Below are 24065 nucleotides of genomic sequence, written 5' to 3'. Positions count from 1 at the left end.
CGGCGCCGGCCACGGGCGGCGCCGCGGACCGGCACCACGAGACGGCGAGGGCGGCCCGGGATCTTCCGGGCCGCCCTCGCTGTCTCGTGGTGTTCGCCGCTCGCGTTATTCGCTGTGGGTGAGGACGCCGTCGACCCGGCGGACGAGCCCCGTGGAGGCGGCCGGCGCGTCGCGAAGCTCGTCCGGCAGCAGCTCCCGCGGAACGTTCTGCAGGCTGATCGGGCGCAGCCAGCGGCGGATCGACGTGCTGCCGACGCTGGTGTGCAGCGCGCTGGTGGCCGCCGGGTACGGCCCGCCGTGGTGCATGCCCCAGGCCACCGCCACCCCGGTCGGGAAGCCGTTCCACACGACACGGCCGACCATGTCGGACAGCCGCGTGAGAAGCCGGGCCGACAGCTCGCCGTCCGCCGCGTCGGCGTGGACCGTCCCGGTGAGAGCCGGGCCGAAGGTCTCGACGAGCCGGAGGAGATGCTCCTCGGAGGTGTACTCGACGGTCACCAGGACCGGCCCGAAGCACTCCTCAAGCAGCGCGCCCGTCACGGCGCCGGCGTCCGCGTGCAGCAACAGCGGCGCGCCGGTCCAGCCGCCGCCCTCGCCGCTCTCGCCGGTCTCCTTGCCGCCGGCGAGCGTCCGGACGCCGTCCATGCCGCGCAGCGTCTCCGCGCCGTGTCGGTAGGCGTCGGCCGTCCGCTCGCTGAGCATGAAGCCGGCGGACAGCGCGTCGACGTGCTTCGCCAGCGAGCGGCGGATCGCCTCGCCGTACGCGCCGGCGGGAAGCAGCGCCAGGCCCGGCTTCGTGCAGAACTGCCCGACACCGAGCGTGAAGGAGGCCGCGAGCCCCGCGGCGATCTCCTCGCCGCGCGCCGCGGCGGCCTCGGGGCACACGACGAGCGTGTTGAGCGCGCCCAGCTCGCCGTAGAAGGGGATCGGCGACGGCCGGGCCGACGCGACGTCGAACAGCGTGCGCCCGGCGCCGAGGGAGCCGGTGAACCCGACGGCCTGGACGGCGGGATGCCCGACCAGACCGACCCCCGCCTCCCGTCCCCAGACCAGGTTGATCACATCCGGGGTGACACCGGCCGCCCTCGCGCCCGCGACGAGCGCCTCGTGGCTGAGCACCGACGTCGCCGGGTGCGCCGTGTGCACCTTGGCGATGACCGGGCAACCCGCGCTCAGGGCCGAGGCGGTGTCGCCGCCGGGCACGGAGAAGGCGAACGGGAAGTTGCTCGCCCCGAACACCGCGACAGGTCCGAGCGGGACCAGCATCCGGCGCAGGTCCGGGCGTGGTCCCATCGGGGTTTCCCCCGCGTGGTCGATGGTCGCCTCAAGATAGGCGCCGTCCTCCGCCACGTCGGCGAACAGGTCGAGCTGGTAGCACGTCCTGGTCAGCTCGCCGTTGAGCCGCTGCTCTCCCAGGGCGGTCTCGCGGTCGGCCACGGCGACCAGGTCGGCCCGGCGTTCCTCGAGCGAGCGCGCCATCGAGCGGAGCAGCCGGGCGCGTCCCGCGCGCCCCAGTCCGGAGAGCTCCCGCGCGGCCACGGCCGCCCGCGCGCAGAGGTCGTCGAGCTCCGCGGGCGACGTCTCGGCGCCGACCCGCTCGACCTCACGCCCCGTCCGCGCGTCGACGCTGGCGAAACCGTGGATGTTCCCTGTCATGACCGATCCCCTTCGAACGGCTGCTCGTCACGCGCGGCTCTCCGCGCGACCGTGTTGCGCAACACTCCGACGCCTTCGATGCCGATCTCGACCGTGTCGCCGTCCGCGAGCGTGAACGGCGACGGCGGTACGAGACACGTGCCGGTCGACAGGACGACCCCGTCCGGGTGGACGTCGCCACGCATCAGGTACGAGACCAGCTCGTCGAGGCGCCGGCGCAGCCGCGCGGTGCTCGCCTCGCCGCTCCATTCCGGCTCGCCCTCCCTGCCGATCGTCATCTCGATCGTGAGGTCGTACGGATCCTCGATCTCCCAGACCGGCCTGATCCAGGGGCCGAGACCGCAGGCGCCGTAATAGATCTTGGCCTGGGGAAGGTAGAGGGGGTTCTCCCCTTCGATGCTGCGTGAGGACATGTCGTTGCACACCGTGTAGCCGACGATCTCCCCGAAGCGGTTCACCACCAGCGCCAGCTCGGGCTCCGGCACGTCCACCACCGAGTCGGCGCGGATGCCCAGGCCGCCGTCCGGGCCGACGACCCGCCACGGGACCGACTTGAAGAACAGCTCCGGCCGCTCGGCGTCGTAGACCAGCTCGTAGACGGTCGCGGCGCGCTCGCTCTCCTCGACCCTCGCCTCACGCGACGTCTCGTACGTGACGCCCGCCGCCCACACCTCGGTCGTGCCGTCGATCGGCGCGAGGAGATCGACCTCCTCCAGGGGCACCCGCTCTCCGAGCGCGCCGCCGGTCAGCCGCTCCCGCAGGTCGGCGAGCGGCGACGCCCAGAGTTCGGCGAGTGACCGCACGCCCGCGAGTTCGGCGACGCCGTCGTCGTCGTGCAGGCCCACCCGTGGCTCCGCGGAATCTCGCGTGCGGTATCTGACGATGTTCACGGTCACTCCCTGGTGCTGGATACCGGTGTGATGGCGGTGGGTTTCGGCTCGACGCCGTCCCCGGGCGTCAGTGCGAGTCGCGCGGGACCTCGCTCCCGCGGCTGCCCCGCAGGAACCCGAAGTCCACCCCGTCGTCGGCCTGCAGGACGTGCTCGCGGTACAGCCACCGGTATCCGCCTGTCTCGTCGGTGGCGGGCGGGCTCCACTCGGCGCGCCGCCGGTCGAGCTCCTCGTCGTCCACGTGCAACGTCAACCGCCTGGCCGGTACGTCGAGCTCGATGCGGTCGCCGGTGCGTACCAGGGCGAGCGGGCCGCCGACGGCCGCCTCGGGTGAGACGTGCAGCACGACCGTGCCGAATCCGGTGCCGCTCATCCGCCCGTCGCTGATGCGCACCATGTCGCCGACGCCCTCGCGCAGCAGCTTCGCGGGTAGCGGCACGTTGGCCACCTCGGGCATGCCCGGGTATCCCTTCGGCCCGGCGCCCCGGATGACCAGCACGTCGTCCGGCGTGACGTCGAGGTCCTCGTCGTCGCACACCGCGTGGTAGGCCTCGGGCGAGTCGAACACCAGCGCCCTGCCCTCGTGGTGCATCAGGGACGGTGACGCGGCCGACTGCTTGATCACAGCGCCGTTCGGGCAGAGGTTGCCGCGCAGGATCGCGGTGCCGGTACCGGGCGGCAGCAACGGCTCGGCCAGCGGGCGGATCACCTCGGTGTTCCAGCATTCCGCGCCCGCGACGTTCTCCCCGACGGCGCGGCCGGTGACCGTGACGGCTTCCGAGTGGAGCAGGCCCGCCTCGTCGAGTTGGCGCATGACGACCGGCAGGCCGCCCGCGTAGCAGAAGTCCTCCATCAGGAACCGGCCCGACGGCATGAGGTCGACGATGGTCGGCACGTCCCGCACGAGGGCGTCGAAGTCGTCGAGGGGCAGGTCGACGCCGAGCCGTCCCGCCAGCGCGGTCAGGTGGATGATCGCGTTGGTGGACCCGCCGATGGCGGCGTTGGTCCTGATCGCGTTCTCGAACGCCTCCCGGGTGAGGATCGCGCTCGGGCGCAGGTCCTGCTCGACCATGTCCACGATCCGCCGCCCGGCCTCCTGCGCGACCTCCATGCGGCGCATGTCGACGGCGGGCCAGGTCGCGGAGCCGGGAAGCTGCATGCCGAGCGCCTCGGCCACGCAGGCCATCGTCGAGGCGGTGCCCATCGTCATGCAGTGCCCGTTCGAACGCGCCATGCAGCCCTCGGCGGCGTACCCCTCCTCCGCGGTCATCCGTCCGGCCTTGATCTCGGCCTCGAACTTCCACACGTGGGTGCCGGAACCGACGTCGCGCCCCTGGAACTTGCCGTTGAGCATCGGCCCGCCGGTCACCATCACGGCCGGGAGGTCGACGCTGGCCGCGCCCATGAGCAGCCCCGGCGTGGTCTTGTCGCAGCCGGACAGCAGGACCACGCCGTCCAGCGGGTTGGCCCGGATGAGTTCTTCGGCCGCCATGGCGAGCAGGTTGCGATACAGCATCGCCGTCGGGCGCATCAGCGTCTCGCCGGTGGCCAGGACGGGGAACACCAGCGGGAACCCGCCGGCCTGCCAGACGCCGCGCTTGACCGCGTCCGCCACCCGGTCCAGATGCGAGTTGCACGGCGCGAGCTCCGACCAGGTGCTCGCGATGCCGATCACCGGACGGCCGTCGAAGACCTCCGGCCCGAACCCCTGGTTTCGCATCCAGGACCGGTACAGCATGCCGGACCGCCCCTCGGCGGCGAACCAGTGCGCGCTGCGCCGCGCGGATCCTGTCATGTCGTTCACATCCATCCTCCGTCGACGATCCACTTCTGGCCGGTACACATGGCGCTGTCGTCGGCCGCCAGCCACAACACCATCCGCGCGACGTCGGCCGGCATGATGTTGTCCTTCAGCGACTGGACCTGGTCGAGTTTCGCCAGCGTCTCGGGTGTGACGAGCTGCGCGAGCTGCCGCTCGGTGAAGATCCAGCCCGGTACGAGGCAGTTGACGCGGATCCGATCCGGGCCGAGCTCGCGGGCCAGCGTACGGGTGAGGCCCTCGATCCCGGCCTTGGCCGTCACGTACGCGGGCAGCCCGACGAAGTCGGCGTGCGCGCTGATCGAGCCCAGGTTGATGATCGAACCTCCGCCGAGCGCGCGCATGCCGGGCGCCACCGCCTGGATCGCGAAGAAGTGGTGCTTCAGGTTCACCGCGATCGCGTTGTCCCAGTAGGCCTCGTCCACCTCCCGCGAGTCGTGGCGCTCGTCGTTGGCGGCGTTGTTCACGAGGATCGAGATGGGCCCGAGCCTTTCCCCCACCTCCGCGACCGCCGCCCGCAACCGTGCGACGTCGCGGACGTCGGCCTCGACGAACAGCGGCCTCGGGCAGTCCGTACGGCCGAGCCGGTCGAGCAGCCGCTCCGCGCCCGCGGCGTCGACGTCGGCGAAGCCGACCCGGACGCCCTGCGCGGCCAGCGCGGAGACGAACTCCGCGCCCAGGCCGGTCGAGCCGCCGCTGACGAAGGCGACCCTGTCGCGCAGGCTCGGGTAGACGGCGTAGCGACGCTCGTCGTGTGTGACGGTCACCACGACTCCCGGAGCAGGATGATTTCTGTGACGGTCACTGCGACTCCCAGGGCAGGATGATGCCCCGGCCGACCGAACCGCTGGTCAGGTCGGCGAAGGCCTCGTTGATGTGGTCCAGCGGATACCGCCGGCCGATGAGCGCGTCCAGCGGCAGGCGTCCGGCGAGATAGAGGTCGAACAACCTGGGCAGGTCGATGAGCGGGTTGGCCGAGCCGTACAGGCTGCCGACCACCCGCTTCTCCCGCTGCACGAGCACGTTGAGGGGCACGTCGAACGTCGTACCGACCGGGCCGAGGCCGACCGCCACGAGCGTTCCGCCCGGACGGAGCACGTCGATCGCCGTCTCCAGCGTGGCGGGGCGGCCGATCGCCTCGATCGCCCACTCCATGCCGCCGGGGCGGATCGCCCGGAGGGCCTCGGCGACGTCCTCCCCGGACGCGTCGACGGTGTGCGTGGCGCCCAGTTTCACCGCCATCGCCAGGCGCTCGGGCACGACGTCGACGACGACGATCGGATTCGCGCCTTCGAGGACCGCTCCCAGGACGCTCGACAGCCCGACGCCGCCCGCACCGAAGATCACGATGCCGTCGCCCGCGCACCTGCCCACGACGTTCAGCACCGCGCCGACGCCGGTGACGACGGCGCATCCCGCGATCGCGGCGATCTCGGGCGGCACCCCCGCCGGCACGGGCACCAGGGCGCGCTCGGAGACGACGCAGTATTCGGCGAAGCAGGAGACGCCGAGCAGGTGATGGACCCGTTCCCCACCGGAGCGCAGGCGCGTGGTCCCGTCGAGAAGGCCACCCGAGCTCGCCTGTATGCCGGCCGCCTCGCACAGCGCGGGCCGTCCGACGAGGCAGTAGCGGCACTGCCCGCATCGGGGCCGCCACATCAGGCCGACGCGGTCCCCGGGCGAGAACCGGGTGACGCCCGGCCCGACGGCCTCGACCACACCGGCACCCTCGTGCCCGGGGACGACCGGCAGCGGGCACCGCAGATCCCCGGTGAGATAGTGCTGGTCGCTGTGACAGACACCGGCCGCCTCGACCCGGACGAGGACCTCTTCCGGGTGTGGCTCGTCGAGCCCGAGGTCGCTGATGACAAGGGGGGTACCGAAACGTTCCAGCAGCGCGGCTCTCATGCGACCCATCCGTCCCCGACCGCCGTCGCCGCAGCCCCCGGACCAGGCACTCCGCCCTCGCCGGAGGCCTTCGCTCAGGCCATGAACTCGATCGCTGCCACGCTAGGTGTTACGAACATATGTCGTCAACAGTTTCAGAAACATTCGACATATCCAGTGATCAAACCGGTAAAGCCAGTCACCTCGCCGCCCGCCACGCGCTCGTGGTTAGGGGCATGCTAATCGCCTTTGACCTGCGATTATGCTCGCCCGGTCGCAGCCGAAAATCTAGAAAACTCACTAGGAAACGATCGTAAAACATCAACCGGCCCGATGTTGATCTGTGGACCGTCGCACGGCGGGCCCGTCACCGCTCACGCACCGGTCCTCACGCCGGCCGCCGCGCCGGTTGACACGGGGTCGGCCCGCGCCCGCGAACAGTTGCCCGCCGGACCGGTTGACACGGGGTCGGCCCCGCGCCCGCGAACGGCTGCCCGCCGGACCGGTTGACACGGGGCCGGTCCCGCGCCCGCGAACGGCTGCACGTCGGCACCCGCCTCCCCTGACCGCCGGCACCCGATCGGCGCCGTGCTGAAACTTACATCGGTCACGTCTCGCCCCGATGCGACGGGGCCGCAAGGTTTCAGGAGGCAGGGGCAGAGGTTGAGAGCGTATGCGGATGTGAAGGCCGGGCAGGGCAGCCGAAACTTTCTGAGCAACCTTGACGTATTTCGGGGAGGTTTCCACACTGAGTCCCCAAGGCGTTCTCCTACGGCCGGGTCGGTGGTGCACAGCAGGGCCGTCGTCTGCGACGCCCGGTGCGTGCCTCCCCGGCAATGGGCGTGGCGTCGAATTCGCGGGGGTGTCCCCCGTGTTCCCGTGATGCAGTTATGGAGGCTCAGGCATGGGCACAAATGCCATACCCCCACCCGGAACCCGGCGACCCCTCGGCGGCCTCCGCCGGGCCCTGGTCGCCGGCGCCCTCGGCACCCTCGTACTCGGCACGCTCACGGCGGTGACCGTCCAGGGTTCCGCCGGTGCCGCTTCCGCCGGTGCCGCGGCGACCACGCTCGGCGCGGCGGCCCAGCAGAGCGGGCGCTACTTCGGCGCCGCGATCAGCGCCGGCAAGCTCGGCGACTCGGCGTACACCACGATCGCGAACCGCGAGTTCGACATGGTGACGGCCGAGAACGAGATGAAGATCGACGCCACCGAACCCAACCGGGGCCAGTTCACCTTCACCAACGCCGACCGCGTCTACAACTGGGCCGTGCAGAACGGCAAGCGGGTACGCGGGCACACCCTGGCCTGGCACTCCCAGCAGCCGGGCTGGATGCAGTCCCTGTCGGGCAGCACCCTGCGCCAGGCGATGATCGACCACATCAACGGCGTGATGGCCCACTACAAGGGCAAGATCTACGCCTGGGACGTCGTCAACGAGGCCTACGCCGACAGCGGTGGCGGCCGGCGCGACTCCAACCTGCAGCGCACCGGCAACGACTGGATCGAGGTCGCCTTCCGCACCGCCCGCGCCGCCGATCCGGCCGCCAAGCTCTGCTACAACGACTACAACATCGACAACTGGACCTGGGCCAAGACCCAAGGCGTCTACAACATGGTCCGCGACTTCAAGTCCCGCGGCGTGCCCATCGACTGCGTCGGCCTCCAGGCCCACTTCAACAGCGGCAGCCCCTACAACAGCAACTTCCGCACCACCATCTCCAGCTTCGCCGCCCTCGGCGTCGACGTGCAGATCACCGAACTGGACATCCAGGGCGCCTCCGCCACGACCTACGCCAACGTGACCAACGACTGCCTGGCCGTCCCCCGCTGCAACGGCATCACGGTGTGGGGCGTCCGCGACCAGGACTCCTGGCGCTCGGGCGACACCCCGCTGCTGTTCGACGGCAGCAACAAGAAACCCGCCTACACCGCCGTGCTGAACGCCCTCAACGCCGCGGACCCGAACCCGGACCCGGACCCCACCCCGACGCCCACTCCGACCCCCACGCCTACGCCTACGCCGACCCCGGTTCCGGGGGCGTGCTCGGCGACGATCGCGACGGTCAACAGCTGGCAGGGAGGGTTCCAGACGACGGTGACCGTCCGGGCGGGTAGTTCGCCGGTCAACGGGTGGACGGTGAGGTGGACTTGGCCCGGCGGGCAGACCATCAGCAGCCTGTGGAACGGCCAGCAGACCGTGTCCGGCTCCGGCGTGACCGTCCGCAACGCCGCCTACAACGGCTCCATCGCGGCGGGCTCCTCGACCACCTTCGGCTTCACCGCCAACGGCACCGCGGCCACTCCCACGGCCACCTGCACCAGCCCCTGATCCGATCCGGGCCGGGCCGGGCCGCGGTTCCCGCGGCCCGGCCCGTGTGTCGCGTCACGTCCTGCGGCTCATCCCCACACCCGTGGGGGTGAGCCGGTTTTTCCGTTCCAGGAGGGTGGTCTTTCTAGGGCGGTCTTTCTGGGAGCGGCGGGACATCCGAGTCGGCGGATGCCCCGCCGCCGCTCATCGCCGGGGCTTCTGCGGAATCCTCGGCAGGACGTGAGGCGGTCCGGAGAAGGCCAGGTCGGCCTTGACGACGTTGTAGGCGCGCTTGGGCCGGTAGGACTCGTCGTACAGGGTGGCCATGCCCTCCGGGGGGTCGGAGAACCAGCCGGGCACCCAGGAGTGCCTGTCGGTGAATCCCCAGACGGTGTAGGCCAGGCAGTGCCGGTTGGCCAGGCATGCCTGCAGGAGCACGCTGTAGTTCGACGCCGACGCCTGGAGGCGGGGGTTGATCTCGTTGGAGTCGCCCGCCCGCACGCCGTCGGTCATCTGGCTGCGCACATCCACCTCGGTGAACGCGGTGGCGAGCCCGAGGTCGGAGAAGGCGTCGAGCACTTCGAGCACCTGGAAGGCGTCGTAGTTGCCGTACTGGGTGCCGAGGTGCCCCTGGCTGCCCACGCCGTCGATGGGGACGCCGCTCGCGCGCAGTTGCCTGGCCATGGTGTAGACGTACCAGGTCTTGTCGGAGGGGCCGCGGTCGCCGAACGCCTCGATGTTGTAGTCGTTGTAGAACAACAGGGCGTTCGGGTCGGCGGCGCGGGCCCAGCGGAAGGCGTCGGCGATGTAGCCGGGGCCGAGGTGCTGCGCCCAGAAGCCCTTCAGGTGGATCGACGACGGGCTGTCCCACGGGTCGCTGGCCGCCTCGTTGACGACGTCCCACTGCCAGATCTTGCCCTTGAAGTGCTTGACGACGGTGGTGATGTGGTTGCGCAGGATGTCACGCAGCTGCGCCTTGCCGATCGTCCCGTCGTTGACGCCCTGGGTGAGCCAGGCCGGCAGCTGGTTCTGCCAGACCAGCACGTGACCGCGGACCTGCTGTTTGTTCTTGCGGGCGAAGTCGATCAGCTCGTCGGCCGGGCCCCAGTCGTAGACGCCCCGGGTGGGTTCGAGCGACTCCCACTTCATGACGTTCTCGGCGGTGACGGTGGAGAACTGCGACGCCGCGAGCGCACGGTACTGCGGATCGGCCGCGTCGCGCAGTACGTCCATGTCGACCGCGGTGCCGATGGCGAGGTCGTGGCGGGCGGCGAGCGCGCGCAGGCTCTGCTCGGCGACCGTGGGGTGCCGCTCCTCCGCCAGGACGGGTACGGCGTTCAGCGCACCGGCCAGCATGAGCACGGTGGCACCGACGATCAGGAAACGCTTCATCGAACTCCCTCGGAATCGGCCCCGAAAATTTTTCGATCGAATGACGGAAGACGACGCGGGTTCCCGCGCTCGCGCGTTCGCGGGCGCGGGAACCCACGCGACCGGACGGTGGCACCGCGAGCCTTGACACGCGCCGCTCGCGGTGCCACCGTCCGGGGTTTCAGGGGGTCGTCAGCCCACCCGGCAGGAGACCGCCGGCCAGGTCCGGTCGCCGCCGTGCAGGACGGTGAAGCCGAAGGTGTTGCCGCTGCCGTTGGGCCGCATCGTCATGACCTTGCCGCTGCCGTCCCAGGTCGGGCTGCCGTTCCAGGTGGCGGTGACGCGCTGAGCGCTCCGCAGGGTCACCGTGACGATCCAGCTGCTGCTTCCCGAGACGCCGACCGACAGGTTGAACCGGTCGCTCCACTGCTGGCCGGCGGTGACGCTCGCCGTGCAGTTGCCGCCCGGCGGGTTCGTCGGCGGGTCGGTCGGGGTGGTGCCGCCGTCGGGTGCCACGGCCCTGCCGGTGGTGGGTGAGATCATGCCGGCGCACAGGTTGCGGCTCCTCAGGTTCGCGGCGATCTGCGGGATCGCGTTGAGCGTCGTCGCGTACTGGTCGTGCATCAGGATGATCTGGCCGTTCTGCAGTCGTCCGGCGGCCTGCACGATCTGGGCGGTGCCGGCACCGTTCCAGTCCTGGGAGTCGACGTCCCAGATGATCTCGGTGAGGCCGAGCTGCTGCGCGACCGACCTCAGGGTGGCGTTGGTCTCTCCGTACGGGGGCCGGAAGAGCCTGGGCGCGGTTCCCGTGGCCTGCTGGATGGCCTGCTGGGTCCGCTGGAGCTCCGACTGCATCTGGGAGCCGCTCATGCCGGTCAGGTGGGGGTGGGTGTAGCTGTGGTTGCCGATCCACATGCCGGCGTCTCGCTGGGCGCGGACCAGGGCCTGGTTGTTCTGGGCGTTCTGCCCGGTGTTGAACATGGTGGCCCGGAGGCCGTTCTGCCGCAGCGCGTTCAGCAGGTTGGCGGTGTTGCCGGGGTTGGGACCGTCGTCGTAGGTGAGCCCGACGTATCCGGCGCTGCAGTCTGCGGCCTGTGCCGCGGGTGACGAGGTCACGGCGAACACCGCTCCAAGGGTTACGAGAAGGCTCATCACGAGTGAGGTCCGGATGCGTGCGCGGCGTGCCTGGCTTCTACCGCTGACGATTGCGTTGTCGATCACTCTGTTCCTCCACTGGAACACCGATCGGTAAGGACGGACACCGTACGGCTGCGGCGTAACGCGTACGGAATGCGGGAAACCGCGTTGAGCTGCGGTTCCGTCGCCGGGTCACCCGGGTGAGGCGAGTAGGGCCTGTTTGGTGGTCATTCTGTGTATTGTCACGAAATCTGTCAAGGAAGTAACGAAAGCTTTCGGTGACGGCGGCCTGTATTTGGCCACTCGGCAGAAGCTTTCATGGATCGGTCTGGCCTCGCTCGGCCGGGAAGGGGTCGTGAGCAGGTGAAACGCCCTATCGGGAAAGCTCGTCCAAGATCATATTTCCGATATGTTTCTGAAAGTTATTGACAGTTCGGCGGAGTCAAACTCACACTCTCACCATCGACAGCCCTCAACGCCGTCGATCCGGGTCACTCGCCGCGCGGCCTGGTCCTCCGGTCGTCGACCGCACGACGGCCGGCCAGCCCTGCCGCGTCGTACGACTCCACCGCGCGGTGGACCTCACCTTGGCCACCGCGAGCCCCGCCGGGTCGTATCACGCCGCCTGCCCAGCCTTCACGAGGAGGAAGCGCGCACATGAACGACGCCCCCGCACCCCCCAAGAGCCGCGGACGTGGCCGCACCAGGTTGCTCATCAGCCGTGTCTGCGCCGTGGCGCTGGCCATGGCCGTGGCGACGCTGCCCGCCCCCGCCCACGCGGCCATCACCACCAACCAGACAGGTACCAACAACGGCTACTTCTACTCGTTCTGGACCGACAGCCAGGGGACGGTCTCCATGGAGCTGGGATCCGGCGGCAATTACAGCACCTCATGGAGCAACACCGGCAATTTCGTCGCCGGTAAGGGCTGGAGCACCGGCGGCCGCAGAAGCGTGAGCTATTCGGGCAGCTTCAACCCGTCGGGCAACGCGTATCTCACCCTCTATGGATGGACGAGAAACCCGCTGGTGGAGTATTACATCGTCGACAACTGGGGCACCTACCGGCCCACGGGGACGTACAAGGGCACGGTCACCAGCGACGGCGGCACGTACGACATCTACCAGACGACGCGGGTCAACGCCCCCTCCATCGAAGGCACCAGGACTTTCAACCAGTACTGGAGCGTCCGGCAGTCGAAGAAAACCGGCGGGACCATAACCTCCGGCAACCACTTCGACGCGTGGGCCCGTAACGGCATGAGTCTGGGCAGCCACGATTACATGATCCTCGCGACAGAGGGATATCAGAGCAGCGGAAACTCCAACATCACGGTGGGCGGCTCCTCCGGCGGTGGTGGTGGCGGAGGTGGTGGTGGCGGTGGCTGCACCGCGTCGCTCTCCGCGGGTCAGCAGTGGAGTGACCGGTACAACCTCAACGTCTCGGTCAGCGGTTCGAGCAACTGGACCGTGACGATGAACGTCCCCTCCCCGGCGAAGGTCCTCTCCACCTGGAACGTCAGCGCCTCCTACCCCAGCGCCCAGGTGCTGACCGCCAGGCCCAACGGCAGCGGCAACAACTGGGGCGTGACGATCCAGCACAACGGCAACTCGACCTGGCCGACGGTCTCCTGCAGCGCGAGCTGACCTCGGGAACACCCAGTACACGGCCGTGTCCCGCCGTACCTGATCTTCCGACCGGACGGGCGCTCACCCGGCTGTCAGCCGGGATCCGGTCGGAAACGGTGGCCCCGCTTCCCCTGGGGGGTGAAGCGGGGCCACCGCCGTCCTTAGGAGTCAGCACCGCATCTCCAGTCGCGGAACGATCCATCCGCCCGGCGCAGATGATTGCTCAACAGGTGCCTGCAACTGGGGCAGTAGGGCGGTACGCGATCCCTCAAGTGAATGCGAGCGAGCCTCATATAAATCTTGACGCCATCGGCGCGGCATGTTGCGATCTAGGCATTCGTTCTTCCATGGTCGTTTAGTGGGAAATGGGGCAGTTGTGAAGGTTCTCCGGCGGGTGGCCGCGATGGTCGCGCTCCTGGTGGGTACGGTCGGCGTCCAGGTCGTCCAGAGCGGAGCGGCGCAGGCGGCCCTGCCCACCGCCGCGGTCGCGCTCGGCGACAGCTTCGTCAGCGGGGAGGGCGCGGGGGACTACCAGCCCGTCGCCGACGCCTCCGGGACGCCGCAGGCCTTCCCCGGCTGGTCGGCGGCGAACAGCAACGCCTACTTCTGCCACCGGTCGGCGAACGCCTCGCTGTTCAAGGCGTCGTTCCCCGGCATCCAGGACCGCTTCAACCTCGCGTGCTCCGGCGGCCAGCCCGCCGACATCGCCAACCCCTCCAGCGCCCGCGCCAAGGGCCGCGCCGTCGCCTCGCAACTCGACCAGCTGCGCGCCGTCGCCCAGACCCACGACATCGACGTCGTGCTCATCGGCCTCGGCTCCAACAACACCCAGTTCACCTTCGGCGACGTGGCCTCGTTGTGCGCCAACCGCTTCATCGCCGACGCCTGGACGGGCTGGTGGGAGTTCTGGGCCTACCTGGGCGGCGACGTGCCGCAGGAGCCCTGCACCGTCTCGGACCTGGCCTCCGACGCCGAGGTCGCCACCGCCACCACCGAGACCACCGCCGCCCTGCGCCAGATCCTCGACACCCTCGCCCAGGTCGACGCCGACGGCGTCCACCGTGTGGTCCTGCAGACCTACACCAACCCGCTGCCGCTCGACGTCGCCCCGCAGTACCGGGACGAGGACAACCGCACCGACACCCGCGACAAGTTCCGCGACCTCGGCGCCGAGCGGTACGCCGCCGGCTGCCCGATCCACCGCGCGAGCCTCGCCCCCGGGCACGTGTTCTCCCAGAACCTCGGCTCCCTGGTCAAGAACGCCTACACCACGCTGGCGGCCGAGCGTCCGACGGCCGACCTGCGCGTGCTGGACGTCCAGAAGGCCTTCGACGGGGCCCGGCTCTGCGAGAACCCCGGCAGCCCGACGGGCGCGCTCGCGACGCCGGTCCGGGTGCAGGACGGGCCGTCCGGCACGTACGTCACCAGCCTGTCCGGCTGGGACAAGATCGGTGTCCAGCGGGTGGCGAACACCTGCGTCACCTACTTCCAGACCTGCCAGGAGGCGTGGCACCCCAACGCCGCGGGCCACACCGTCCTCGGCCAGTGCCTGACCGGCGCCCTCACCGCCGCGTCCCGCACGGTCGTCACGTGCGCCCGTAACGCGAACGGCACGCTCACCATCTCCTGACGCCTTCCTCTCGACGCATGACGGCGCGCGCCCCGCCTCCGGGGATCCCGCGGAGCCCGGACGACGAACGAAACCGCGGGGCGTCCGTCGTTCGGACGCCCCGCGGCGGCGTTATCTGACAGGGCGGAACGGGTCCGCCGTGGTGATCAGCTTCCGTAGACCTCGAAGTTGAACAGGGAGTAGCCCCACGCCGTGCCCCGGGTGGTGCCGTAGATGCGCACGTACCGGGCGGAGTTGCTCAGGCCGGTGTTGTCGTCCTCACCGCCGTTGCCGCCGGTCACCGACCTGACGCTGGTCCAGGTCGTGCCGTTGGGCGAGGTCTGGATCTGGTACGCCGACCCGTAGGCCGCCTCCCACACCAGGCGCACCCGGTTGATCGTGTAGGTGGCGCCCAGGTCGACCTGGATCCACTGCGGGTCGGAGAACGTGCTGGCCCACCGGGTCGTCGCCGACGCGTCCACCGCCGCCGAGGCCGGGTAGATGGCCGCCTCCACGCTGGACGCCGTCGCCGGCTTGTTCAGCGCGAGGTTCGTCGACGTCGGCGGTGTGCCGCCGCTGGCGAACGTGAAGGAGTCGATGTCGAACAGCGAGCCCGCGCCACCGGTGAAGACGAGGAACAGGTTCGTCGTTCCCGCCGGCGGCGTCACGGTGCCGGTGACGTTGGCCCAGGTCTCCCAGCCGCCGGTCGGCGCGACCGTGGCCGTGCCGACCACCGTTCCGGTCGCCGAGCCGGCCCGCAGGGTGAGCGTGCCACCGGCTCCGGCCGACGCGACCCGGGCCGTGAACGAGGTGACCCCGCTCAGGTTGTACGGCGTGAACGAGATCCAGTCCCCGTTCTCGACGTACCCGATCGCGTTGCCGCCGTTGGCCGACGGCTTGGGCACGACCTGCACGCCCTGCTGGGCGCTGAAGTGCTCGGCCTGGCGGGTCCGCGGCTGCAGGACGGCCTGCGGCGCGTGGATGGCCGTGGTCGAGCCGGCCGGGGTGTACTCCGCGTCGAAGACGCCGAAGATGTTCGCGTTGGGGTCGTGCTCACCGTCCACCGGGGTCTGGATGGTGCCCGAGCAGCCGGTCGCGGTGGTCAGCAGGTGACCGTGGCTGTCGTGGCCGAGGATGTAGTTCATCTTCACCCGGCTGCAGTCGATGGTCGGGGAGTTCGGGTCGGTGACGGTGATCTGGAACGGGATCGCGTCGCCGAAGTTGAACACCCGCCCGTTGAGCGGCAGGTTGAGGGTGACCGCCGCTTGCCCGACGCTGATGGTGGTGCTCGCCGTGGCACTGCGACCGGTGTTGTCACTCACCGTCAGTGTCGCGGTGTACGTGCCGTTGGCCGTGTAGGTGAACGTCGGGTTGGCCGCGGTCGAGTCGGTGCTGCCGTTCGTCGTGAAGTCCCACGCGTACGTGATCGGGTCGCCGTCCGGGTCGGTGCTCCCGGCCGAGCTGAACTGCACGGCGAGCGGCGCGTTTCCGGCCCTCGGGGTGGCGTTGATCGCCGCGATCGGGGCCTGGCCGGTGCCCGAGTTGTACTCGATCCTGTACACGGCCGAGTTGGCGTCGCCGCCGAACCAGCCGGTGCCGTAGTCGAGCACGTACAGCGCGCCGTCCGGCCCGAACTCCGAGTCCATCACCTGGGTGCCGGTCCAGGCCGGGAAGGGCTCGATCGTGCCCACCCCGCCACTGCCGTTCAGGGTGACCGTCTTGATCCACCGGCGGCCGAACTCGCTGATGAACACCTTGCCGCTCATCGACGCCGGGAACTTCACGTCCGAGGCGAGCGCGGCGTCGTAGTTGTAGACCGGGGCGCCCATCGGCGACCAGCTTCCGCAGCACAGCTCCGACCTGTCCTGGCCGACTCCGTACGGCAGCCAGGCCGCGCGCGAGGCCGGGAGCTGGGTGATGCCGGTGTTGTTGCGCGAGTTGTTCGTCGGCCCGCCGGCGCAGTTGAACGCGGCGCCCGAGGGGCCGGACGGGAACGTGAAGTCGACGTACGGCACGTTGAACTGCGAGCAGTACGGCCAGCCGTAGTTGCCGGGCTGGGTGATGCGCTCGAACGCGACCGATGCCGCCGGGCCCCGGGTGGCGCTGGCGGTGCCGGAGTCCGGCCCGTAGTCACCCAGGTAGACCGTGCCGGTGGCCTTGTCCACGTTCATCCGGAACGGGTTGCGGAATCCCATCGCGTAGATCTCGGGCCGGGTGTTCGCGGTGCCGGCCGGGAACAGGTTGCCCGCCGGGACGGTGTAGCCGCCCGCCGCGCTCGGCTTGATCCGCAGCACCTTGCCGCGCAGGTCGTTGCTGTTGCCGGAGGTGCGCTGCGCGTCGAAGGCCGGGTTGCGGTCGGTCCGCTCGTCGATCGGCGTGTAGCCGCTGGAGTCGAACGGGTTCGTGTCGTCACCGGTGGAGAGGTAGAGGTTGCCGGCCGCGTCGAAGTCGATGTCGCCGCCGACGTGACAGCACATGCCGCGGCTGGTGGGGACGTCGAGGACGGTGACCGCAGAGGCCGCGTTGAGGGTGTGGTCCGCGTTGACCGTGTACCGGGCCAGCCGGTTCACCCCGTTGAACGGGGCGAACTGGGCCGCCGTCCCGAAGGCCGGCGCGTCACCGCCAGGCGTGGACAGCGGCGGTGCGTAGAAGACGTACACCCACCGGTTCGACGCGAAGTTCGGGTCGGCCTTGATGCTCTGCAGGCCCTCCTCGTCGTGCGTGTACACCGGGATGGTGCCCGCCACCTTGGTGTTGCCCAGCGCGTCGGTGTAGCGGATCGTGCCGTCGCGCGAGGTGTGCAGCACGCCCCGGTTGGGCAGGACGGTCAGGCCCATCGGCTCGCCGGTCTCCGCCGCGCCCTTGGCCAGCGTCACCTGGGTGTAGCCGGGCGCCGCGAGCGCCGCGGTCTTCGACGCGGCCTTGGCCACGGTGTTCGGTGCGGTGTTCGGTGTGGCCTGTGCTGGAGGGGCCAGGCTGAAGGCGGCCGCCAGTACGGCGACGCATGAGACTAGTTTTCGTAACATGATCGGTGCTGCTCGCTTCCTGTAGTACGAGTCCATACAGGCGTGCGCCGATCACGCCAACGACGCGGAGAGGGGGGGATCCGTCAGCGATGTCGTTCGGACAAGTCGTTCGGACAAACTGTGACCGTTGTGAGTAAAACAGTCAACATGTCTCTGTCAGGGGTTGTGAGCCTCCTCGCTTCGAGCGCTGCGGGGCCGGAACAAAGCCGTCAAGCGGCCGAGAGCGGGCGCGTTGAGGAGCATCACGAAGGTGACCGTCGCCGGTCGTCACGGGTGGACGCGGCGCTGGAACACGGGGGTCGCCCCACTCGCCGGCAGGGGAAGCCGGTAATCAGTGAGCGCTGGTGCCGTCAGCGCCCACCGGTCTCCGCCGGCGGGTGACGGGCGGGGCCGGGTCGGCGGAGCGGTCGGCGTCCGCTCCTGCCGACCCGGCTATCTCTCTTGCGCCGGCGGCGCGGCACCACCTGGCGTCGCGCCCGCCGTCAGCAGGTCGCGGTGGTACGGATCAGCAGTCGCATGACGACCTCCAGGCCGTTCGAGGGGGGGTGTGGGGGGTGGGGACCGGCCGATCGCCGACCACGGTGTCGGGACGCGGGCGGTGGCACTGCGTGATCAGGTGCGGTGGTACGAATGCGAATGAGCCGGGGTTGTGGAAGCCCGGTGATCGGTACGGTCCGCGAGCCTGCCCCGGCCGCCGCCGTACGATGCCAAACCCCGTGGGTGAGATGGTTCGCTCCCGGCCGCTCCGGATCCGGCTCGACGGTCGCGCGCACGCGTGGCGATTCGAGCCGGCTGCCGATCTTGGTCTCGGACAGCCACCCCTCGCCGTGCAGGGGACGGAGGTGCGGTGCTGCGGTCGCAAGTCGCTGCACCTCCTGAACTTTTGCCAACTTTGCGGCTCATTCTGTCATTCTGGTGCGATCTTAAATTGTTACGTACAGACTGTCTAGATGTTACGGTCGAATCTGTAGAACTTTTGTCGTTATCGGGCGAAAGTCCAGGGTCGTTGGTCGAAACTCCAGTGAAGCGGCATGGAGAAGCGGGTCGCCGTCGCGCACGCCCGGACGGCGGTCTCGACCGCGGAGCCGGCGTCGTCCACCCGCGGCGGCACCGCGCCGACCGCCGTGGTCGGGGTGTTCTGGTCGATGTGGAAGCTGGAGCGCGTGTCGGTGGCCTCGCGGGCCGGCACCACCGGCGGAGTGCCGCTCTTGAGCCCGGGTGAGCCCCGCCGGGGGGCCGGTGGCGCGGCGGATCCGGCCCGTGGTCCGCGACTGTAGGCGGGTGATGAGGTCGGCGGCCTCGACCGCATCCATAACGCTTTACGGTAACGGAAATTCACCGTTTTTAATGATCGAAATGTCGCCCTTCACGCCAGACCGGCGGCGACGTGCCTGTCCAGGGTTCGCGTTCGTCCGCCACACCCTCCATGACCAGCGGTGATAACCCCGCGAACGTCACACTCCCCAGCTCGTCGGCATCATGCGGAACTCGGCGTGACGCGTCAAAACTCTCCGTTATTACCGAATCTGCGATGCCAAAAACCGTACTGTCACACAACAGCTCAGAGCGTCCGGTTGAATGCGCGCTCTTCCTGGCGGTTTTCACAGTCGCCGACGGTGAGCGCAAGCCGAGATCGGCCGGTGAAGCAGAGTCGTCCTCCTGGTAAGAGATCTTATTGAAGAGGCGAAATTCTATATCTAGTCACCACTACTGGTACGCGGTAACCTGGCAGGGCACCCATGACATGACGCAGGCGCGAGTCATATTCGTACCAAAATGGGAATTCGGACGACCGATTTGGTAGATCCGGAGATCGGCATGCATTTATCACTTCCGTTTTCGACGGGTTTGGCATCACAGGAGTACCTCGTCGCCGAGGAAGGCGTGATCCGAGCGCACGAGGAAGGCTGTTCTCACTGGTACATCGATCTGAGCCTGCCCTCCGACCATACTCACCAATGGACGGCCGTCAGGACTCGCGCACTGATTTCGATGGCAAAAAACCTCGGCGTCCGCCCTATCGTTCATGGCAACTTCCGCGCCCCGCTGGCGACAGAGATACCCGAAATTCGATCCGGAGTTCTCGACTATATGGGTCGGGAGATCGATTTGGCCGGCGATCTGGGAGCACCTCTGATTGTCCACGGCGGGAGCCTGGTGGACCCGAGGCCGACAGAGTCGGCGAGGTGGTCGGCGCTTCAGAGATTCATCGACTTCATGGAACAGCTCTGTCAGACCGCCGAATCGGTAGGTGTGGAGATCTGGGTCGAGAACCTCTCGCACTATCCCCGCTACCGTCCCTTCACCTACGTCTTCACGCGCTACGCCGACTACGTGGCACTAAGAGAGCGTCTACCCGAAATCGGGCTCATCTTCGATGTCGGCCACGCCAACGTCAATCAAAAATATCCTTTGCAGATCTTTCGTGACTTCGGCCGGTCAATCAAGGCCGTAAGCGTAAGTGACAACGACGGACGCTCGGACGCCCACCTCGGCCTTGGACGCGGCTCGGTGCCGGTAGGGGAGTTTGTGGCCCTGTTGGGAGAAACCGAATGGACCGGGGTGGTCGCGTTCGAGACCCGCGGAACCCCCGTTGAGGACGGCGTACGCGATCTGCGGCATATCTGGGACCAATTGGGCCTCGCCGATCCGGCCTGATCATCGACGACTGGGCGTGGCCTGATTACAAACGCAATATGGCCGATGCCGGGAGGGCTGTAACGTGGACCCGATTCTATTGATCCTCGAGGCCCTGGCGGTTGGTGCCGCCACAGGCTTGACCGACGCGGCGAATGTCGCGGTGAAGGACGCCTACCTCAAGCTCAAGGAGGGTGTTCTCCGTAGGCTTGGTGACAGTGAAACTGCCAAGGTCACCCTGGCCGAGCACGAGAAGGCCCCAGAAGTCTGGCGAGCGCCGCTGCAGCAGCAGATAGAAGCTGCTCGGATAGCCGATGACGACGAAATTCTCGAGCTCGCTCAAGAAGTGTTGGCACTGAAGGATCCACAGGGCGCCCACATCGGCAAATACGTGGTCGATGCTCGCGGTTCGCAGGGTGTGCAGATAGGAGAACGGGCTTCACAGGTGAACAGGTTCGGTACAGGCCCGCGTTCACAGTCCTGAGACCGTTTGAACGAGTCGCATTGTGAATCCAGAGGCGTATGCCCTTTCCTACGCCTGCCGCCTGACGTTGAGCAGGGGGCCTCGCAACTGCAACGCGCCGGTTGCTCTCAGGACTGACTTGATCCGCACCGCATCAAGGCTCGGCATGCCGATCGCCTCGGCCAGGCGCCTCATGGTTATGTAATCTATGTTCCGTGAGGACGCGTCCGCGGCATAGTCGAGCATAAGGCGGACGAGTTGGTCGTCTGTCGCCGAGTCGCTGCCGGACTTGAGGGACTGCGCCTTCTTTCTCTCATATTCGAGTTCTGAGTAGGCGATTCGGGCAACCGCCTCGTCCACTTCAGCCAGTGTGCGGGTGCTCTGGATGGCCGGCACCAGCAGACTATGGCGTATAACGGCCTGCGCGTCCGCCCTCCACACCGACGAGCCGGTCCCCGTCAGAGTTACGAGGTTCCCCTTTCTGCGTACTTCTACGGTTCCTCTGATTCCGAGAGCGGCAGCGGACAGGAGGGCGGTCGCCTCGGACGGATGCCAGGTGAGCAGGCTTTCGACGTGACGAACGTCGCCATCCTGTACGTCGCCGAGCTTGACCGCCGTCATTCTTTGCAGAAGCTCCAGGACTACCGAACCGTCCAACTCTCCATCGAGACCAGGCCCTGCGACCACGACTTCTGCGTCAACGCCCAAATCGGCACAAGCCGCCAACGACATGGCATCGGCCAGAGGACTCAGCAGACCGGGCTCGGATCCGGATGCGACGACATCGCCCCCGATATCTACGAGAACGATTTTCTCGACCTGGAGCGAATCAACCAGATTCTTCAGCTGAAGGGTCAGCCCGACTATTCCGCTCTGCGGATCAAGTACGAAAAGCCGGGCGCTCGCCTCGGCGGCCAATCGTGGAAGAGTCGATCGACCGGGCGGGATCGTATCCGATGTGGGGAAGACCTCTGCGTTATAGCTGCCAATTTGACCAAGTCCGACAAATCCATCGAGCCCACGTGGACCGGGGGATGGGTCCAACCGGAGTCGTTCCCATGCATATGTGGCTATGAGTGGCACGGGGTCTTGGGGAATGAGTAGACCGCGCAGCAGCAATGCTCCTAAAACGTCTCCACCACCGCCGGCGGCGACCATCAGTGTCCGCACAGGGTCATCATGGCACAACGCGAGATCACGCGTAAGTTGAGCGCGTGTTTGAGAGATGATCGTGGAGCTGTTTCGCCGGCTGAGTATGAGTGCCGTCAATCCCCTGAAATCGTGGAGACGGTTCTATGTCACGGTGGCCATCACCAGGGCCGATGACGCTTGCCTCTTCTCGGTCATCTGACGCCCGAATATGACCGGCGGCGGCCCGTCGTTGGCACCGTGCCGCCTGCGCGTGCTGTGAGTCCGTGATCCAGGTCGCGATCCGCAGGCGGGCCCAGGTCCGCGTACGGGGAATCGGTGCCGATGGACGAACTCGACCTTCACCGTGCCGTTGAACGCCTCGGCGGCGGCGTTGTCGAGCCGCGCGGCAGACCTGGCCCATCGACTGCGCCACCCGTCGCGGCGGCAGGCGACTCGGTCGCCACCGTGGTTGAGGTCGCCACCGTGGTTGGGCCGGTGGCGCTGGTGCGGCCCGGAGGAGGGTAGCCGGGGATCGCAGTGCGATCCGGGTGGCCGCGACCGGATCACGGAGTGTTCTCATCACGTCCGGCCCATCGAGCCAAGACCTCAGAGGTCACGGCTGACCATGCACGAGGTGGTAAGAGCCCGGATCAGAAGAGGGTCAGCGGAGTGGGAGGGCTCTCGTGGACAAACCGCATGCCTGAAGCGCCTGAGATGTGAATGGCCGGTAGAAATTGCAATACCGTCGACTGGCGCTCAGGAGCCCCGGCTCTCACGTAGATCCCCCGCGCATCCACCATTCGCTGGTCAGGTGGTGTGACGCCTATGGGTTGGCGAACACTTTCAGATCTCCCGGGGATCCGCGCCCGGTGTGGCGTGTAGCATGTAAGGGGAACTGCTTTAAGCACGGACCGGACCATTGGAGCAGAAGTGGGCGACAACGACTTCCGGAGCGGCTCGTCAAGGTCTGATGAATCCATCTCCGTCCATCTTGACGTTGAGATGCTGGCATTACTCAATGATATTTACAATCAGGTGGATTACTACATTCCTCTGAATCTTGGTCGAGCAGATCCTTGTTCGGACAGGCTGAAATTCTTAGCTAGTTTGGGATACATCCGATGGTGTCCGTATCCGGAAGAGTTCTATAAAATCACCCCCCAAGGTATCGAGCGCCTCGGAGATGAACGTCGTGAATAGTGTTGATCTGGCGATTTTGAACACGGCCCCCACGCTTCAAGGCAGTGTTCAGCAGATGTACTCAATTAAGTTCGAGGGTGAAGACGCCTTCTTGTGCCGGGCGCTTGACGTCGGCTCCATCTTCGACGTAGGGAACTTTTTCTCCATCCCGGAAAGCGGCCTCGTCAGAAACTCGCTGAGGCATGCCGTTTTTACGAACCTCGCGGACCCGGTGGGCTGGCGCGCTCTCACGAGGGATGATCTGTCGAGATACTTTGCCCTCCCTGAGATGGTGGAGAGGGTTTACAAATCGCAAACTTTGGACCGGCTCCGGCAAGAGGGTGTGAAAACCCACCATCTGGGCGCCGTGCATCCCGAAACAGGCGAAGTTTTATCTGGCGCCGGTGTGGCCTCAGATCTCGTTCTCATCCGCGAGTATCCTGTTGTCAGGCCTGTCGCCACACAATTTCTCGGATCATCGATATTCGATTACCACGAATATGCGACGGCCCGATCAAAGGTATTGGCACTGGAGCACGTTGTCCGTCTTGGAGTGGCCGGCGGGTCCTGGCTTTTGGATCAATACAGAGATCTGAAGCACAAGGGAGATGAGTCGGCCGCCGCTGAGTTTTCCAGCTACTACGGCCTGGGGGAAGACGTCGCAGCGTGGACTGCCCTTCCGTCACTCGCCTGCGACTGGGCAACCAAGTTCGAGCATTACGATCGGCACCTGGACCTTCAGGAGGTCCTGCACATCAGCGGAATCAGTGTCTCCGAACTGAATGACGTGGTCGATCTGGTCAAACTCTGCACGGTTCGTGTGGAGCAGATGTTCTCGCGCGCCGGTCTGCACCTGTGGGACCTGAAGTGGGAGATCGCCGTTGACGGTTCCGAGGTCGTCGTCGTCGACACCATGGATCAGGACTCGATGCGTATCACAGGGGTGGTGCAGACGGGAGAAGCCGCCTGCCACGTACACTTCAACAAGCAGTCCGTCCGGGATTACTACCGGATACTTCACCCGGACTGGCATGCTGCGCTCGGCGACGCCAAGGAGATTTCCAACCGGCAAGCGACACCGGGAGGGTTTATCACGGTGTACAACGACGGTGTTGCCGCAGGGAATTACCCTCCTATACCGGAGCTCGACCCCGGTTTCGCATCGCTGCAGGGACGCAAATACAGATACGTGCTGGATGCGGTGCAAGGACAGGCGGAGCCTGGCCTGGGCACCGAGCTGGCACGTGAAGAGGTTGAGTTCTACCGGGCACGCAACGCTCTGGACTCGTTCATCAAACGAAACGCGGCGACACTTTAGAG

17 protein-coding genes are annotated in these 24065 nt (G+C 67.6%); 8 read left to right on the top strand and 9 right to left on the bottom strand.

Annotated features, from left to right (window positions below):
- Nucleotides 1–105: 105 nt before the first annotated feature.
- The 5 genes from OG587_RS06505 to OG587_RS06485 form a co-directional block, all read right to left on the bottom strand.
- The gene (locus OG587_RS06505) at nt 106–1656 is read right to left on the bottom strand and encodes an aldehyde dehydrogenase (NADP(+)) (RefSeq protein WP_329087794.1); all 1551 of its coding nucleotides are present in this window, start codon (nt 1654–1656) and stop codon (nt 106–108) included.
- Nucleotides 1653–2546 carry a fumarylacetoacetate hydrolase family protein gene (locus OG587_RS06500; protein ID WP_329087793.1) on the bottom strand — a complete coding sequence of 298 codons (894 nt, stop codon included), beginning with the start codon at nt 2544–2546 and terminating at the stop codon, nt 1653–1655. The genes OG587_RS06505 and OG587_RS06500 overlap by 4 nt, the downstream gene beginning before the upstream one ends.
- A 67-nt stretch (nt 2547–2613) precedes the next feature.
- Entirely contained in the window at nt 2614–4341 is a 1728-nt protein-coding gene (locus OG587_RS06495) for an IlvD/Edd family dehydratase (RefSeq protein WP_329087791.1), read from the bottom strand.
- A 5-nt stretch (nt 4342–4346) separates the two neighbouring features.
- Nucleotides 4347–5132 carry an SDR family NAD(P)-dependent oxidoreductase gene (locus tag OG587_RS06490; protein ID WP_329087789.1) on the bottom strand — a complete coding sequence of 262 codons (786 nt, stop codon included), beginning with the start codon at nt 5130–5132 and terminating at the stop codon, nt 4347–4349.
- Nucleotides 5133–5166: 34 nt separating this feature from the next.
- A complete protein-coding gene (locus OG587_RS06485) occupies nt 5167–6273 on the bottom strand; it encodes a Zn-dependent alcohol dehydrogenase (RefSeq protein WP_329087787.1) in 1107 nt (368 codons plus the stop codon).
- A gap of 883 nt (nt 6274–7156) precedes the next feature.
- Between OG587_RS06485 and OG587_RS06480 the strand changes: the two genes are divergently transcribed.
- The gene (locus tag OG587_RS06480) at nt 7157–8584 is read left to right on the top strand and encodes an endo-1,4-beta-xylanase (protein WP_329087785.1); all 1428 of its coding nucleotides are present in this window, start codon (nt 7157–7159) and stop codon (nt 8582–8584) included.
- A 183-nt stretch (nt 8585–8767) separates the two neighbouring features.
- On the opposite strand, the gene OG587_RS06475 is transcribed toward OG587_RS06480, so the two are convergent.
- Together OG587_RS06475 and OG587_RS06470 are read right to left on the bottom strand one after the other, a co-directional pair.
- The gene (locus OG587_RS06475; protein WP_329087783.1) at nt 8768–9955 is read right to left on the bottom strand and encodes an endo-1,4-beta-xylanase; all 1188 of its coding nucleotides are present in this window, start codon (nt 9953–9955) and stop codon (nt 8768–8770) included.
- 171 nt (nt 9956–10126) lie between these two features.
- A complete protein-coding gene (locus OG587_RS06470) occupies nt 10127–11086 on the bottom strand; it encodes a polysaccharide deacetylase family protein (RefSeq protein WP_329087781.1) in 960 nt (319 codons plus the stop codon).
- Between the two features lie 642 nt (nt 11087–11728).
- Here OG587_RS06470 and OG587_RS06465 point away from each other — a divergent pair.
- Complete coding sequence (locus OG587_RS06465) at nt 11729–12718, top strand: glycoside hydrolase family 11 protein (protein WP_329087778.1); 990 nt, start codon at nt 11729–11731, stop codon at nt 12716–12718.
- A 358-nt stretch (nt 12719–13076) separates the two neighbouring features.
- Nucleotides 13077–14330, top strand: coding sequence for a hypothetical protein (locus OG587_RS06460; RefSeq protein ID WP_329087777.1), 1254 nt, complete (start codon nt 13077–13079; stop codon nt 14328–14330).
- A gap of 146 nt (nt 14331–14476) precedes the next feature.
- On the opposite strand, the gene OG587_RS06455 is transcribed toward OG587_RS06460, so the two are convergent.
- Nucleotides 14477–17335 (bottom strand): carbohydrate-binding protein, encoded by a 2859-nt coding sequence (locus tag OG587_RS06455; protein WP_329087775.1) that lies wholly within the window; start codon nt 17333–17335, stop codon nt 14477–14479.
- A 1031-nt stretch (nt 17336–18366) separates the two neighbouring features.
- On the opposite strand from OG587_RS06455, the gene OG587_RS06450 reads away from it, so the two are divergent.
- The 3 genes from OG587_RS06450 to OG587_RS06440 all read left to right on the top strand — a co-directional run bounded on the left by OG587_RS06450 (nt 18367) and on the right by OG587_RS06440 (nt 20456).
- Nucleotides 18367–18612: a hypothetical protein gene (locus tag OG587_RS06450; RefSeq protein WP_329087773.1), complete on the top strand. Its 246-nt coding sequence runs from the start codon at nt 18367–18369 to the stop codon at nt 18610–18612.
- A gap of 499 nt (nt 18613–19111) precedes the next feature.
- Entirely contained in the window at nt 19112–19993 is an 882-nt protein-coding gene (locus OG587_RS06445) for a sugar phosphate isomerase/epimerase family protein (protein ID WP_329087771.1), read from the top strand.
- A 64-nt stretch (nt 19994–20057) separates the two neighbouring features.
- Nucleotides 20058–20456: a hypothetical protein gene (locus tag OG587_RS06440; protein WP_329087769.1), complete on the top strand. Its 399-nt coding sequence runs from the start codon at nt 20058–20060 to the stop codon at nt 20454–20456.
- 48 nt (nt 20457–20504) lie between these two features.
- Here the strand turns inward: OG587_RS06440 and OG587_RS06435 are convergent, their stop codons facing one another.
- The gene (locus OG587_RS06435; protein ID WP_329093764.1) at nt 20505–21593 is read right to left on the bottom strand and encodes a DUF1152 domain-containing protein; all 1089 of its coding nucleotides are present in this window, start codon (nt 21591–21593) and stop codon (nt 20505–20507) included.
- A gap of 903 nt (nt 21594–22496) precedes the next feature.
- Between OG587_RS06435 and OG587_RS06430 the strand changes: the two genes are divergently transcribed.
- Entirely contained in the window at nt 22497–22766 is a 270-nt protein-coding gene (locus OG587_RS06430; RefSeq protein WP_329087768.1) for a hypothetical protein, read from the top strand.
- On the top strand, nt 22750–24063 hold the full coding sequence (locus OG587_RS06425) for a phosphoribosylaminoimidazolesuccinocarboxamide synthase (protein ID WP_329087767.1): 1314 nt from the start codon (nt 22750–22752) through the stop codon (nt 24061–24063). The genes OG587_RS06430 and OG587_RS06425 overlap by 17 nt, the downstream gene beginning before the upstream one ends.
- The last annotated feature ends 2 nt before the right edge of the window (nt 24064–24065 follow it).

Origin of the sequence: Streptosporangium sp. NBC_01469 (assembly GCF_036227305.1) — a bacterium.
Lineage (GTDB): Bacteria > Actinomycetota > Actinomycetes > Streptosporangiales > Streptosporangiaceae > Streptosporangium.
The sequence above is the reverse complement of the archived record's forward strand: the minus strand, read 5'-3'. Positions and strand labels throughout refer to the sequence as shown.

Excerpts from the sequence above, each read along its gene's own strand:
- OG587_RS06505 (WP_329087794.1), bottom strand. The coding sequence starts at position 1,656 with ATGACAGGGAACATCCACGGTTTCGCCAGCGTCGACGCGCGGACGGGG.
- OG587_RS06495 (WP_329087791.1), bottom strand. The coding sequence starts at position 4,341 with ATGACAGGATCCGCGCGGCGCAGCGCGCACTGGTTCGCCGCCGAGGGG.
- OG587_RS06485 (WP_329087787.1), bottom strand. The coding sequence starts at position 6,273 with ATGAGAGCCGCGCTGCTGGAACGTTTCGGTACCCCCCTTGTCATCAGC.
- OG587_RS06480 (WP_329087785.1), top strand. The coding sequence starts at position 7,157 with ATGGGCACAAATGCCATACCCCCACCCGGAACCCGGCGACCCCTCGGC.
- OG587_RS06475 (WP_329087783.1), bottom strand. The coding sequence starts at position 9,955 with ATGAAGCGTTTCCTGATCGTCGGTGCCACCGTGCTCATGCTGGCCGGT.
- OG587_RS06470 (WP_329087781.1), bottom strand. The coding sequence starts at position 11,086 with ATGAGCCTTCTCGTAACCCTTGGAGCGGTGTTCGCCGTGACCTCGTCA.
- OG587_RS06465 (WP_329087778.1), top strand. The coding sequence starts at position 11,729 with ATGAACGACGCCCCCGCACCCCCCAAGAGCCGCGGACGTGGCCGCACC.
- OG587_RS06455 (WP_329087775.1), bottom strand. The coding sequence starts at position 17,335 with ATGTTACGAAAACTAGTCTCATGCGTCGCCGTACTGGCGGCCGCCTTC.
- OG587_RS06450 (WP_329087773.1), top strand. The coding sequence starts at position 18,367 with ATGGAGAAGCGGGTCGCCGTCGCGCACGCCCGGACGGCGGTCTCGACC.
- OG587_RS06445 (WP_329087771.1), top strand. The coding sequence starts at position 19,112 with ATGGGAATTCGGACGACCGATTTGGTAGATCCGGAGATCGGCATGCAT.
- OG587_RS06435 (WP_329093764.1), bottom strand. The coding sequence starts at position 21,593 with ATGGTCGCCGCCGGCGGTGGTGGAGACGTTTTAGGAGCATTGCTGCTG.
- OG587_RS06425 (WP_329087767.1), top strand. The coding sequence starts at position 22,750 with ATGAACGTCGTGAATAGTGTTGATCTGGCGATTTTGAACACGGCCCCC.